Genomic DNA, 13,681 nt, shown 5'->3' with positions numbered 1-13,681 from the left:
ACTTATGACGCTGATGATCCAGCCCGTTATCCTGTGCGGCGGTGCCGGCACCCGGCTTTGGCCCGAATCGCGCGGCACCCGCGCCAAGCAGTTCCTGCTGCTTCACGGCCAGCGCAGCCTGTTTCGCCAGACTGTCGAGCGCACCCCTGCCGGTCCCGACTTTCTCCCCCCGATCGTCCTGTGCGGCGACGGGCATGTCGCGATGGTTCGCGAACAGATGGACGACCGTGAGGAAACGCTGCTCGTCGAGCCGATGCCGCGCAACACCGCCGCCGCGATCGCGCTCGCGGTCGCGCAGGCCGATGCCGACACATTGCTGCTCGTGATGCCGAGCGATCATGTGATCGCCGACGTTCCCGCATTTCACGCCGCGATCGCCAAGGGGGTGCGCCTCGCGCAGCAGGACTGGCTCGTCACCTTTGGCATCACGCCCGACAGCCCCGAAACGGGCTTCGGCTATATCGCCGCCGGACGCCCGCTCGGCGGCGCCGACGAATCCTGGGGCTTCGCGGTCGATCGTTTCGTCGAAAAGCCCCCGCTCGCCGATGCCGAAGCCATGCTCGCGGCCGGCGGATACAGCTGGAACGCCGGGATTTTCCTGTTCCGCGCCGCACGGATGCGCGATGCGATGCTGACGCATTGCCGCGCGATCTTCGAGGCCGCGGACAACTCCGTCGCGGCGGGTATGCGCGATGGCGACGCGCTCTATGCCGACGCAATCGAGTTCGCGAAGGCGCCGTCCGATTCGATCGATTATGCGGTGATGGAAAAGGATGATCGCGTCGCGGTCGTCCCCGTGGCGATGGGTTGGTCCGATCTCGGCTGCTGGCACACGATCCATGCGCTCGCCGACAAGGACGGCGCCGACAATGCCGTCACGGGCGACGCCTTTCTCCACGAAAGCCGCGGCAATCTGGTCCGCGCGGGCGACAAGCGCGTGTCGATCCTCGGCATGGACAATATTGCGGTGATCGTCGACGGCGACGACATATTGGTGATCCCGCTCGGGCGGTCGCAAGAGGTCCGCGCGGCGGCCAAGGCGCGCGAATAGAGCGAAGTCGCATCAAGCACTTGCACCCGCGGTGACTTGCTATACCAGTACACCCATGAGGCGCCTCCACGGGAGCGCGCCATAGCTGTTCTGGAGATCGCCCCATGTTCGACCGTCGCACCCTGCTCGCCGCCGCCGCGGCTTCCTCGATGCTCGCCGGCGTCCGTCCGCGCACCGCGTTCGCCGCGGTGCCCGACGGCGAAGGCGCGCGGCTGACCGCAATCTACGAGCGCATCTACGACATGCTGCTCGATCAGGACCCCGAATTCGCGACGTCGCTCGGCGCCGACAAGGGCGACCGCGCCGCGGCGAAAGCGAAACTCGCCGACCGCTCGCCCGCCGGGATCAAGAAATCCCACGACCTCTATCGCACCGGGCTCAAGGAACTGAAAACGATCGACCCGAAGAAACTCTCGGGCATGGACCTCGTCAATTACGAGACGTTCCGGGGTCCATGGGAAGGTTATGTCAAGGCTTACGATACCTTCAGCTACGGCCTTCACAGCTGGCCTGAACCGCATCCGGTAACCCAGCTCAGCGGCACCTATCGCTCGATTCCCGATTTCCTCATCAACCAGCACAGCATCGCGAACGCCGCCGACGCCGAGGCATATCTCGCGCGCTGCGCCGATTTCGCGATCCAGCTCGACAATGAAACGGGGCGGATCAAGACCGATCACGCCGCCGGGATCATCCCGCCCGACTTCGTCATCGACCGCACGCTCGGCCAGTTCGACCGAATCTGGGCGCCTGCCCCCGCCGCGAACGGCCTGACCACAAACCTCGCCGGCAAGACGAAGGACATAGCGGGCGACTGGGCCGGGCGCTGCGCCGCGATCGTCAAGGACCGCATTTACCCCGCGATGCGCCGCCAGGCCGACGAACTGCGCGCCGTCCGGTCCAAAGCGACGCACGACGCCGGCGTCTGGCGTCTGCCCAAGGGCGACGAATATTATGCCTATGCGCTGCGGTTCGCGACGACGACGGGCATGACCGCCGAGGAGGTGCATAAGCTGGGACTCGATCGCGTCGCCGAACTCACGGCGCGCGCCGATGCGATCTTCAAGGCGCAGGGCATGACCAAGGGAAGTGTCGCCGAACGCATGCTCGCGCTCGGCAAGGACCCGCGCTTCCTTTACCCGAACACCGACGCGGGCAAGGAAAAGCTGATCGCCGAACTCAATAGCCAGATGCAGGCGATCCAGGCGCGGCTGCCCGAGACCTTCGGCCGCCTGCCCAAGGCGAAGGTCGAGATCCGCCGCGTCCCCGCGGACATCGAGGATGGCGCGACCGGCGGCTACTACCAGATCCCGGCGCTCGACGGCTCGCGCCCCGGCGCTTATTACATCAACCTGCGCGATACCGCCGAAAACCCCAGCTGGACGCTTCCGACGCTGACATATCACGAGGCATCACCCGGCCATCACCACCAGATCGCGCTGGCGCAGGAAGCGACAGGCATCCCGCGCCTCCGCCGCCTCCCCGCTTACTCGGTCTATACCGAGGGCTGGGGCCTCTATGCCGAGCAGCTCGCCGACGAGATGGGCGTGTATGAAAACGACCCGTGGGGCCGGCTCGGCTATCTGCAAAGCTATATGTTCCGCGCCGCGCGGCTCGTCGCCGACACCGGGCTCCACCATTTTCGGTGGACCCGCGAGAAGGCGATCCAATATTATAACGAAACGCTCGGCACGCCCGAAGGCTCGAATATCACCGAAATCGAGCGTTATTGCGTGTGGCCCGGTCAGGCGACGAGCTACATGGTCGGTCAGACGAGTTGGGTCCGCATTCGCGAAAAGGCCAAGAAGACGCTCGGCGACAAGTTCGACCTCCGCGGTTTCCATGACACCGCTTTGTCGGCGGGCGCGATGCCGATCTCGGTGCTCGAGTCGGTGATCGACCGCTGGGTCGCCGCGCAAAAAGGCTGAGCCACACGAAAAACCCTTCGCCTGTCAGGGCAGGCGAAGGGTCATTGTGGGTGAGCGCGAGGGATCAACCCTTCCATGCCGCCCCGAAGGCAGCTAATTCTGGAAGATCGCCGGGGTTCCGGGCTTGACCATCTGGGCCAGACGCGCCGCGTCCCAATTGGTCAGCCTGACGCAGCCGTGGCTCTCGGCGCGCCCGATCGTATGCGGCTCGCTCGTCCCGTGAATGCCATAATGCGGCTTGTTGAGGTCGAGCCACACGACCCCGACCGGACTGTTCGGCCCGGGTTGCAGCAACACCGCCTCCTTGCTGTCGCTGACGTCCCAGAACAATTTCGGATTATAGTGAAAGTCGGGATTGCGGCTGACGCCCTGAATCTTCCAGTTGCCGATAGGCAACGGGTCGCGGCTGCTGCCCATCGTGGCAGGAAATTGCGCGACCAGCTTGTCCCCCTCGTCATAAACTTTCAGCACACCCTCTGATTTGTCGACCACCAGCTTTGCGGCTGCGACCTGTGTCGGCGCGACGCCCAGGCGTTCGAGCGTGCCGTTCCAGCCGCGCGCATCCTCGCCCAATGTCGCCCGGTCGATATCGGGGATGTTGGGGACGCGGAACGGGCGGCCCGCGCCCACCAGCGTCGAGGGGCTGTTCAGCGCAACCAGTGTCTCGGGCGTGGTGTGAAAGCGTTCGGCGAGCGCTTCGGTCAAATTGCGATAGCCCAGCGCGGGCAATTTGGCCTGGTCTGCCGCGTCTTTCGGAAATGCCGGAACGAACGGCCCCGCAGCGAAGCCCGCGGGAATGATCACCAGCCGCGTCGCAGAAACCTGTTGCCATTGCTGCAGCGCCTGCAGCGTTGCCGCGTCGAGTTTGCCGCTGTCGTGCAGGTCATGCGCTTTCTGGAAACCACGGAGCGCCGCTGAATAGGACTGCCCTTCCTTTCCATCGATCACACCGGGGGAAAAGCCGAGGCGATCGAGCAGGACTTGTGCGCGAAGCGCCGGTGGTTCGCTGAATGAAACCGCGGCGGGCGGGGCATCTTTGAAATCCAGCGAAGCCGGATCGGCGGCGGTCGTCGATGATGTCGGTTTTTTGGCGCTATCGTCCGGGGCGGCGTTGCAACCGGCGATCAGGAAAAGGCACGGTAAAAAAGGGGAAAGTTTCAAGCGCTGGTCCTCTTGGCTAGGAGCAGGATCAACGATCCTCCGCGCGAAAGGATGCGCGCGCAGCAGGCGATCGGCCGCGTGTGAGTCAGTTGGAACTGCTCATCGGTCGACGCCGCGCGGGCCGATCGGATGATCGGGATCCGGCACGGCGGCCGACGCCGTGCTCGACGCAAGGATGCGAACGCGCAGCACATCCCAATCTTGAAAGCGCCAGAAATTCGGGCTGTCGCGACTGATGATCCGCGGATGCTCGGCCGCCGGCGCGATCGCGCGATCGATGGGTTCGATCTCGGACAGCGTCTCGCAGTCGAAAAAGACCCGAACGACGACATCTTCGTCCGCATCGCCGGCGCTTCCGACGACAACCCCGAGCTCGCCCGTCGACAGCCGGACCAGTGTCCCGACCGGAAAGATCCCCAGGCTATCGGCGAAGCGGTCGAGCAGCATGGGGTCGAAATGCCCGGTCCATTTCTGCATCGCGGTCAGCGCCCCGCACGGCGTCCACGCGTCCTTGTACGGCCGGTTCGACGTCACTGCGTCATAGACGTCGCAAATCGCCCCCATGCGTGCGGCGAGCGACAGCTCGTCACCCTTCAGGCCGCCGGGATAACCCGACCCGTCGATCTTTTCATGATGCCGCAGGCAGAGCTCGAGCGCGAGGTCGGGGGCGCCGGGCGAACTTGCGAGCAGGCGATGACCGGCGACCGGATGGCTCCGCACCGACCGCATTTCGACTTTCGACAGTGCGCCGGGCTTGTTCAATATCGCGTCGGACACCGCGACCTTGCCGACATCGTGGAGCAGTCCCGCAACGCCCAGATCCTCGACCTCCTGCGGTTCAAGCCCCATGTGGCGGGCGAAGTTGATCATCAGCGCGCAGACCGCGACCGAATGAAGATAGGTATATTCGTCCTTCTCCTTGAGCCGGACGAGGTTGATCAGCGCCTTGGAATCGCGCTCGATCGAGGCGCCGATCGCGCTGGCGAGCTGGACCATCCGGCGAACCTCGACCGCCCGGCCCAGCCGCGCGGCGTCGAACATGTCGACCACGGCTTCGCACGTCCGCTCGATCGCCCGCTTGGCGCGGCGGCACTCCCCGGCATAGCCGCGGCGGCGGCGCGGCGCGTCGCGCGCGGGCGACGGCGGCGGCGCAAAGGGGGCGGCGGCGCGGAACGGCGTGGCGTCGCTCCCCGGCCGTTTCGCTGGTGGCGAACGCTTGCTGCGCGGTTTTTCTTGGGTTTCAGCCGCCAGCCGATCTTCGGGCGCGCCAAGTCCGCGCCCGTCGTCGATCACAATGCCGTCGATTCCCGAATAGCGAATTCGCTGCAGTTGATCCTGCGTTTCGACCCGAAAATAACGGCGCCAGAACGGGTGGTCGAACCACGACCCTTCAAAGGCGTGGATGAACATGCCGATCTCGACGTCTTCTGGTCTTATTCGAACAAGCATTTTCGGTCCCGTCGCGGCCGATCACCGCGCCACGTTCCAAATACGGCACCGCGCGTGTCGATTTAAGCCGCGCATCGGCGATTTTCGGTCAATCGCCCGCGAAATCGAACGCGCTCACCCCGCGCTCGCCTTCGCGGAAGCGCAGCGGGCGGCCGAGCGGCGGCATCGAACGCTGGACGCAGCCCGTCCGCGTGCAGCGGCGGCAGCCGAGCCCGATCGGCGTCGCGGGGCTGCGCATCAGGTCGATTCCGCGCGCGGCGATGAGCGGCGCGGCGACCTTGGCATCGACCCCGACGCAAACGGCGAAACGCGCGGGCGTGCCGCTTCCGGTCGCGCCGGGGGCGGCGACCGAACGCGACTGGGTGAACCAGCGCGAGCCGTCTTCCAGCTCGACCAGATCGGCAACCACCTCGCCCGGCCGTGCAAAGGCTTCGTGGACGCCCCACAAGGGGCAGCGCGCGTCGCCGTCGACGAGCGGCGACTGGCTCGCCCCCGCATAACGCTTGCTCCCCTGCCCCGCGCGGTCGATGCGCAGCATGAAAAAGGGCAGCCCGCGCGCGCCGACACGCTGGAGCGTCGTCAGCCGGTGCGCGACCTGCTCATAGCCCGCACCGAAGCGCCGCTGGAGCAGCAGCAAATCATAACCCGTCGCGTCGCAGGCGCGCAGGAAACGGCTGTACGGCATCATCAGCGCGGCCGCGAAATATTGGATCAAATGGCGCTCGAACAGCTTTGCCGCCGCGCTCTCGGCGAATTCGGCGCCCGCGACGAGCGCGTCGATCTCGGCCTTCGCCTCGATCTGCGCCAGCGTCGCCGCCGCCTGAAAGGTGCGCGACGCGGGGCGCAGCAGTTCGTTCAGCATCAATTGCCGCGCGTGCCAGTCGAGCCAGCGCAGCCGGTCGGGCATCACGTCGCTCGGCAGGATGCGGATGCCGAGCTGATGCCGCGTGCGCAAACGCTCCGAAATCGTGCCGTAAAGATCGCCGCCCGCGAGCCGCAATTCGTCGGCCAGCTCCTCGGCGCGCGCGTCGAGATCGGGGAAATGGTTGCGCCATTTCTCGATCGCACGACGCACCGCGGCAACTTCGGGCGCATCGCCTTCGCCATCCGCGCGCCCCTCGGGCGCCGCATCGAACAATCGGGCAAAGGCGGCGGCGGTGGCCGGCGCCGTCTGAAGCCACTCCTCGACCTCGTGCGTCCCGATGCCGAGGTCGGCGAAACGCGGGTCGGCGAGCCGCCGCCGGAGTCCGGCGAGCCCACCGGGCAAGTCTTCCGCGCCGAGCTTCGCCGCATCGAACCCGAAGCGTTCAGCCAGTTTGACGATGACTGTCGCGCTCAGCGGACGCTGGCCATGCTCGATCAGATTGAGATAGCTCGGCGAAATGTCGAGCGCATCGGCCATCGCCGCCTGCGTCATCGCCGCCTCGCGCCGCACCTTGCGCACCGCCGGCCCCGCAAACACCCGTCGCTCCGCCATCGTTTGTAACTTTCTTTACCAATTTACACGCTAATTTACACCTAACGGCCATATTTCACAAATATTATTGACAAATCTTTTCACTTTCGGCGGCAACTTCGCCAACTTCCACCCATCACCTCCGCACAAGGATATGACGATGGGTTATCAGGAAGACATGGCGCAGGCAGGCCGCCTCATCCGCGATTACGACGGCACATGGGACGGCATCAGCGGCGAAAGCATCGCCCGCATGCGCGCCCAGAACAAGTTCAAGACCGGCCTCGACGTCGCCCGCTACACCGCGCGCATCATGCGCGCCGATATGGCCGCCTATGACGCCGATCCCGCGAACTACACCCAGTCCTTGGGCTGCTGGCACGGCTTCATCGCGCAGCAGAAAATGATCTCGATCAAGAAGCATTTCGGCACCGTCAAAGGCCGCTACATCTATCTCTCGGGCTGGATGATCGCGGCGCTGCGTAGCGAATTCGGTCCGCTGCCCGACCAGTCGATGCATGAAAAGACCAGCGTTCCGGCGCTGATCGAGGAGATCTACACCTTCCTCCGCCAGGCCGACGCCCGCGAACTCGGCGGCCTGTTCCGCGAACTCGACGCCGCGCGCGCCGAGGGCGACGAACTCAAGGCCAAGCAGATCCAGGCCGCGATCGACAATCACGAAACGCACGTCGTGCCGATCATCGCCGACATCGACGCGGGCTTCGGCAACGCCGAGGCGACCTACCTCCTCGCCAAGAAGATGATCGAGGCCGGCGCCTGCGCGCTGCAGATCGAAAATCAGGTCTCGGACGAAAAGCAGTGCGGCCATCAGGACGGCAAGGTCACCGTGCCGCACGAGGACTTCATCGCGAAGATCCGTGCCTGCCGCTACGCCTTCATGGAACTCGGCGTCGAGGACGGCATCATCGTGACGCGCACCGACAGCCTCGGCGCGGGCCTGACCAAGCAAATCGCCTTCACGAAGGAGCCCGGCGACCTCGGAGACCAGTATAACAGCTTCCTCGATTGCGAAGAGGTCGAAGGCGCGGGCAACCCCGGCGACGTCCTGATCAACCGCGACGGCAAGCTGGTGCGCCCGAAGCGCCTGCCCTCGAACCTCTATCAGTTCCGTTCGGGAACCGGCGAAGATCGTTGCGTTATGGACTGCATCGCTTCGCTGCAGAACGGCGCCGACCTGCTGTGGATCGAGACCGAAAAGCCGCACATCGAACAGATCGCCGGCATGGTCGACCGCATCCGCGAAGTCGTCCCCAACGCGAAGCTCGCGTACAATAATTCGCCGAGCTTCAACTGGACGCTGAACTTCCGCCAGCAGGTGTTCGACGCGTGGGAGAAGGACGGCAAGGACGTCAGCGCCTATGACCGCGCCAAGCTGATGAGCGTCGATTATGACGGCACGCCGCTCGGCGACGAAGCCGACAACCGCATCCGTACCTTCCAGCGCGATTCGGCGAAGCGGGCGGGCATTTTCCACCACCTGATCACGCTGCCGACCTATCACACCGCGGCGCTGTCGACCGACAATCTCGCCAAGGAATATTTCGGCGAGGAAGCGATGCTGGGTTACGTCAAGGGTGTCCAGCGCGCCGAGATCCGCCAGGGCATCGCCTGCGTGAAGCACCAGAATATGTCGGGCAGCGACATCGGCGACGATCATAAGGAATATTTCGCCGGCGAAGCGGCCCTCAAGGCCGCAGGCAAGGACAACACGATGAACCAGTTCGCCGCGTAAACAAGTTAGACGCGGGGGCCCGTTGCAACCCCCGCGTCGCCCATCTTGGCGCGGGGGCCAGCGACCCGACCCCCGTGCCTCCCGAGCTTTCCTGGGGAGGAAAGCCTGTCCGTCGGAAGCCCTTGCGCTTCCGGCGGACATTTTTATTGCGGCAATGCCGCTTCTTCCTCGCGCGTCTTGACCAGCGACCAGATGATGCCGCCTGCGATCAAGGCTACCGTCACGCCCAGGCTGACCAGCGGCGGGAATTTCGCTCCGCCCAGCACGAAGTCGGCAACGAAGATTTTCGATCCGATAAAGATCAGCACCAGCGCGAGCGCATATTTGAGATAGTGGAAGCGGTGGACCATCGCCGACAGCGCAAAATAGAGCGCGCGCAGGCCAAGGATCGCCATGATATTCGACGTGTAGACGATGAAAGTGTCGGTCGTGATCGCAAAGATCGCCGGCACGCTATCGACCGCGAACACAAGGTCGGCGAGGTTGATCACGACGAGCGCGAGGAAGAGCGGCGTCGCGGCGAGCACGATCTTGCCGGTCTTCGTATCGGGCACGCGCACGAAGAATTTTTCGCCGTGCAGTTCGTCGGTGATCGGCATCCGGCGCGAGAGCCACTTGACCACCGGATTGCCCTTCACGTCCATCGGCTTTTCGCTCGCGAACAGCATCTTCACGCCGGTGAACACGAGGAACGCGGCGAAGATATAGAGCAGCCAGCCATATTCGGTGACGAGCGCCGCGCCGCCCGCGATCATGATGCCGCGCAGCACGATCACCGCGACGATGCCCCAGAGGAGCGCGCGATACTGGTAGCGCGGCGGGATCGCGAAGGTCGTGAAGATCAGCGAGATGACGAAGATATTGTCGATCGACAGCGCCTTCTCGATGAAGAAGCCGGTATAATATTGCAGGCCGGCCTCGCCGCCCTTCGCGGCCCAGACCCACGCGCCGAACGCGGTCGCGATACCGATGTAGAGCGCCGAGAGCTTCAAGCTCTCGCCGATCCCCATCTCCTTGTTTTCCTTGTTGAGAATGCCAAGGTCGAAGGCGGTGAGCGCGATAACGAGCGCGATGAACGACAGCCAGAACCAGGCCGGGGTGCCCAACCAGTCGGCAAACAGAAATTCCATGGTGATTTCCCTGGATATGCCGAGCGCGCCGCCTTTCGGCAGCGTGCTCGGTCCTTAGTTATGATGGATTAGCGCGCGAGCGCCGGGCGCAGCGCGGGCCGCCCCAAAGAAGCCAGGGTCAGCGCGGCAAGCCGTTCCTTCACCGCGAGCTTCAGCGTTTTCAGGCGCAGCAATCGGAACGGATCGGCGCCGCGCCGGCGCACCTCGCGGCGCTCGGCATCGTCGAGTTGGCGATGCAGCACGGTCAGGCGATAAAGATTGGGATTCAAAGTCATACAGGGCCTCCTGATTGAGAAATCAAGCAGGTGACGCCGATGCCGGGACCCCGGAAACAGGGGGGAGATAGGGCCAGAGCATCGGAGTCACCCGATGCGGTCCGACATCACGTGGCGGGATATGTCCCGCCGACGCCAGAGGGGCCCGGCCCGCATTTCTTCTATTTAGGGTGTCGCCCCGCCGCTTGCAAGTCCCCCGGCGCCCCGGCACGCTGCGATGAACGAAAGAGGAGGGTTTGCATGAGCGTGCTTGTCGAAAGCGATGGCCCCGTTACGATCGTCACCATCGACCGCCCGGCGCGCCGTAATGCGGTCGATCCCGATACCGCCGTCGCATTGCGGAATGCCTTCGCGGCCTTCGCCGCCGACGAAAATGCGCGCGTCGCGATCCTGACCGGCAGCGACGGGCATTTCTGCGCGGGCTTCGACCTCAATGCGGTCGGCACGTCGCGCTACGACCCCGATGGCCCCGGGCCGATGGGACCGACGCGCATGCTGCTCGACAAGCCGGTGATCGCCGCGGTCGAAGGACACGCGGTCGCCGGCGGGCTCGAACTCGCGCTCTGGTGCGACCTGCGCGTCGCGGCGACGAGCGCGGTGTTCGGCGTCTATTGCCGCCGCTGGGGCGTGCCGCTGATCGACGGCGGCACCGTGCGCCTGCCGCGCATCGTCGGCCAGGGCCGCGCCCTCGACATGATCCTGACCGGCCGCCCGGTTGCCGCCGACGAGGCGCAGCGCATCGGCCTCGCCGACCGCGTCGTTGCCGACGGCCAGGCGCTTGTCGCCGCGATCGAGCTGGCGAAACAGATCGCCGCCTTCCCGCAAATCTGCATGAACAGCGACCGGCTCAGCGCGTATCGCCAGTGGGATTTCGACATCGAAGGCGCGCTCGCACACGAAGCGCATGCCGGGGTTGCCGCGCTCCGCGAAGGCGCGGCGGCGGGGGCCAAACGCTTTACCGAAGGCGCCGGCCGCGGCGGCAGCTTTGCCGCCTTCAAGGAGGAATGAAAAAGATATGGATTGCCACCGCGCGGCACGTTTCCGCATCGCGAAAAGGACAAGGCGACCGCCCGGGGGCAAGCCCGGGCGGTCGAAGTGGGAGGGGCATTGTCTGCGCGCGTGCGAAGTCCGCAACTTTGCGGAACGCGCGGGGCGTCAGGGTTGATTGGTATGTTAGCGCCACGCGATGCCGGCGGTGCAAACCGACCCGCGATCAATCGATGCGATTAAAACGCGTCGTTTCCAATTTTTGACGATTGTCGCTGGACCAGACAATCGTTTCGGTCATGGATTTCAGATCCTTGGCGACGGTGTAGACGCGCGTCGACACCCGCGCCCCGGCCTTTCCCAGTGTCATGACCAATGTGTCCGGCGCCGGCTGACGCAAGGCAACACTGTCGATGAAATCCATATTTCCGGTGATCGGTACGGGGACGCCGTCAAGAGCGGCGGTCGATTCCGAATGCCTGCTGGAGCCGTCGGGCGCGACGATTTCGACACGCGTTGTCCATTTGCCATCTTGCGATGGACGGAACGTCATCGTGACCCGTTGAGGGCGTTCCTTTTCCGGCATGAGCGATGCGTCCAGCGACCAGCTTCCGACCAGCGGCACCGGCTTGGATGCAGCGCTGTAAACGGCGTTCGGTGTTTCGACCTGATCGGCCGAAGGGGCGACTGCGACCATTAATCCGGCAGCGGCCATGGGTATTGCGATGAGCATGACGATCATTCCTTTCGAACCGCGAACCCCGACGGTCGCGGCATGCGCCAAGTCCTTCACGGCGGGGCGCTCTCTCGAAAGATCGATATTTTCGTCACAAGTTTTTTGGAGGTCCAGCAGGCGCGCCAATTCGCGGCTGCTGCCGACACCCGTCTTGCGGCGGGCGGAGCGCAAACGCTCGTTAATCGACGTTTCCGAACGGCCCAGACGCGCTGCGATGGTCTTTACGGTATGTCCAGCGACCAACAGGCGCAGAATTTCCATTTCCCGGTCAGTGAGGCATGCGGACAAGCCGGGAGCAGGTTCATTGAACGACATGTCCTTTGCTCACCACAGCCTCACGAGCAGGTCCATCCCAATTTATTTGGGAAACGGCAGCGCCGCTAGGTAAATGCCGAGTTGGTGCCCCCGCCGGGTTCGGTGTCTCTTAACCCTTCGCCATCAGCTTCATCGTCATCGCGGTCAGCGCCTCGGTCGCGGTCGAAATCACCGCGGGCGCATCGGGCGCCCAGAAGGGCGAATGAAGGCTCGGCAAGGTCCGCCCTTCCTTCTTCGCCGCGTCATATTCGGCCTGCGGCACCCCGCCGACCCAGACGATCAGACTTTTGATGCTCTTGTCCTCGCGCCCGAAGCGGCTGAAATCCTCGCCGCCCATCACCGGAGGCATCTGGACGACGCGATCGGCGCCGAAGCTCGTTTTCAGATACGCCGCCATCTCTTCGGTGAATTCGGGGGTGTTGAAGGTCGAGGGCGTATATTCATTCTTGTCGACGCTCACGACGGGCATCTTGTCGTCGGGCATCCCCGCGGCGATCGCCTCGCCCTTCGCGATGCGCGCGATGCCGTCGAGAAGATGATCGCGCACTTCGTCGCTATAGCTGCGAACGGTGAGCTGGAGCTTCGCTTCGTCCGAAATAATATTATGCTTCGCCCCGGCATGGAAGCTGCCGACGGTCACCACCGCGCTGTCGAGCGGACTGATCTCGCGCGAGACGAGCGTCTGGAGCGCACCGACGATGCGGCTCGCGAGCACGATCGGATCCTTGGTTGTCTGCGGATAGGCGCCGTGTCCGCCGACGCCCTTCACCGTGATGTCGACGCTGTCGACATTGGCGAGCGCATAGCCCGGCGTGTAGCCGATCTTGCCTGCCGGGAACTGTGCGGCGTCGTGGAACGCCAGCACATACTCCGGCTTGGGAAAGCGCGTATAGAGTCCGTCGGCGAGCATCATCCGCGCACCCGCGCCGCGCTCTTCGGCGGGCTGGCCGATCATCACCAGCGTACCCGACCATTTGGCCTTGTTCGCGGCCATCAGCCGCGCGACGCCGACCCATGCGGTCATATGTGTGTCATGTCCGCAGGCATGCATCACGCCGGTTTCGACGCCCTCTTTGGTGGTCACGCGTATCTTCGACGCGCCGGGCAGCCCCGTCTGCTCGGTGACCGGCAGGCCATCCATGTCGGCGCGTACCAGCACAACCGGCCCGGGGCCATTTTCCATCACCGCGACGATGCCGGTACCGCCGACCTTTTCGGTGACCTTGAAGCCGAGCTTGCGCGCCTCGGCGGCGAGGATGCCCGCCGATCGGACTTCCATGAAACTGAGCTCGGGATTGGCGTGCAAATCCTTGTAGATCGCCATCAGCGACGGCATCTGCTTTTCGACCTCGCCGCCGAGCGTTTGCGCCGCGGCGGGCGCAGCAAGAGCCAGCGCGGCTGCGCTCGTCCACAAAATTCGCATGCTGTTTCCCCTGTTGT

The 13,681-nt window shown here is 64.6% G+C and carries 11 protein-coding genes; 4 read left to right on the top strand and 7 right to left on the bottom strand.

Annotation, left to right across the window (positions count from 1 at the left end; translation table 11 throughout):
• The first annotated feature begins 4 nt into the window (after nucleotides 1-4).
• Entirely contained in the window at nucleotides 5-1,051 is a 1,047-nt protein-coding gene (locus tag ACTJI5_RS00120; RefSeq protein ID WP_440859004.1) for a mannose-1-phosphate guanylyltransferase, read from the top strand.
• 104 nt (nucleotides 1,052-1,155) lie between these two features.
• Nucleotides 1,156-2,979 carry a DUF885 domain-containing protein gene (locus tag ACTJI5_RS00115; protein ID WP_439512046.1) on the top strand — a complete coding sequence of 608 codons (1,824 nt, stop codon included), beginning with the start codon at nucleotides 1,156-1,158 and terminating at the stop codon, nucleotides 2,977-2,979.
• 93 nt (nucleotides 2,980-3,072) lie between these two features.
• On the opposite strand, the gene ACTJI5_RS00110 is transcribed toward ACTJI5_RS00115, so the two are convergent.
• The 3 genes from ACTJI5_RS00110 to ACTJI5_RS00100 all read right to left on the bottom strand — a co-directional run bounded on the left by ACTJI5_RS00110 (nucleotide 3,073) and on the right by ACTJI5_RS00100 (nucleotide 7,066).
• Entirely contained in the window at nucleotides 3,073-4,140 is a 1,068-nt protein-coding gene (locus ACTJI5_RS00110) for a L,D-transpeptidase family protein (protein ID WP_440859003.1), read from the bottom strand.
• A gap of 99 nt (nucleotides 4,141-4,239) precedes the next feature.
• Nucleotides 4,240-5,589: an HD-GYP domain-containing protein gene (locus ACTJI5_RS00105; RefSeq protein WP_440859002.1), complete on the bottom strand. Its 1,350-nt coding sequence runs from the start codon at nucleotides 5,587-5,589 to the stop codon at nucleotides 4,240-4,242.
• Nucleotides 5,590-5,677: 88 nt separating this feature from the next.
• A complete protein-coding gene (locus ACTJI5_RS00100) occupies nucleotides 5,678-7,066 on the bottom strand; it encodes a helix-turn-helix domain-containing protein (protein ID WP_440859001.1) in 1,389 nt (462 codons plus the stop codon).
• A 139-nt stretch (nucleotides 7,067-7,205) separates the two neighbouring features.
• Between ACTJI5_RS00100 and ACTJI5_RS00095 the strand changes: the two genes are divergently transcribed.
• Nucleotides 7,206-8,798: an isocitrate lyase gene (locus ACTJI5_RS00095; protein ID WP_440859000.1), complete on the top strand. Its 1,593-nt coding sequence runs from the start codon at nucleotides 7,206-7,208 to the stop codon at nucleotides 8,796-8,798.
• Nucleotides 8,799-8,941: 143 nt separating this feature from the next.
• Here the strand turns inward: ACTJI5_RS00095 and ACTJI5_RS00090 are convergent, their stop codons facing one another.
• Nucleotides 8,942-9,928, bottom strand: coding sequence for a TerC family protein (locus tag ACTJI5_RS00090; protein WP_440858999.1), 987 nt, complete (start codon nucleotides 9,926-9,928; stop codon nucleotides 8,942-8,944).
• 68 nt (nucleotides 9,929-9,996) lie between these two features.
• On the bottom strand, nucleotides 9,997-10,203 hold the full coding sequence (locus ACTJI5_RS00085) for a DUF465 domain-containing protein (protein ID WP_058538074.1): 207 nt from the start codon (nucleotides 10,201-10,203) through the stop codon (nucleotides 9,997-9,999).
• A 240-nt stretch (nucleotides 10,204-10,443) separates the two neighbouring features.
• On the opposite strand from ACTJI5_RS00085, the gene ACTJI5_RS00080 reads away from it, so the two are divergent.
• Nucleotides 10,444-11,211: a crotonase/enoyl-CoA hydratase family protein gene (locus tag ACTJI5_RS00080; RefSeq protein ID WP_310253179.1), complete on the top strand. Its 768-nt coding sequence runs from the start codon at nucleotides 10,444-10,446 to the stop codon at nucleotides 11,209-11,211.
• A 205-nt stretch (nucleotides 11,212-11,416) separates the two neighbouring features.
• Here ACTJI5_RS00080 and ACTJI5_RS00075 read toward each other — a convergent pair whose 3' ends face one another.
• Nucleotides 11,417-12,241: a helix-turn-helix domain-containing protein gene (locus tag ACTJI5_RS00075; RefSeq protein ID WP_310253177.1), complete on the bottom strand. Its 825-nt coding sequence runs from the start codon at nucleotides 12,239-12,241 to the stop codon at nucleotides 11,417-11,419.
• A gap of 109 nt (nucleotides 12,242-12,350) precedes the next feature.
• The gene (locus ACTJI5_RS00070; protein WP_310253174.1) at nucleotides 12,351-13,664 is read right to left on the bottom strand and encodes an amidohydrolase; all 1,314 of its coding nucleotides are present in this window, start codon (nucleotides 13,662-13,664) and stop codon (nucleotides 12,351-12,353) included.
• Nucleotides 13,665-13,681 lie beyond the last annotated feature (17 nt).

This window comes from Sphingopyxis sp. 22461 (genome assembly GCF_052044915.1).
Classification (GTDB): domain Bacteria; phylum Pseudomonadota; class Alphaproteobacteria; order Sphingomonadales; family Sphingomonadaceae; genus Sphingopyxis.
This window is presented reverse-complemented; position numbering and strand designations above follow the sequence as displayed.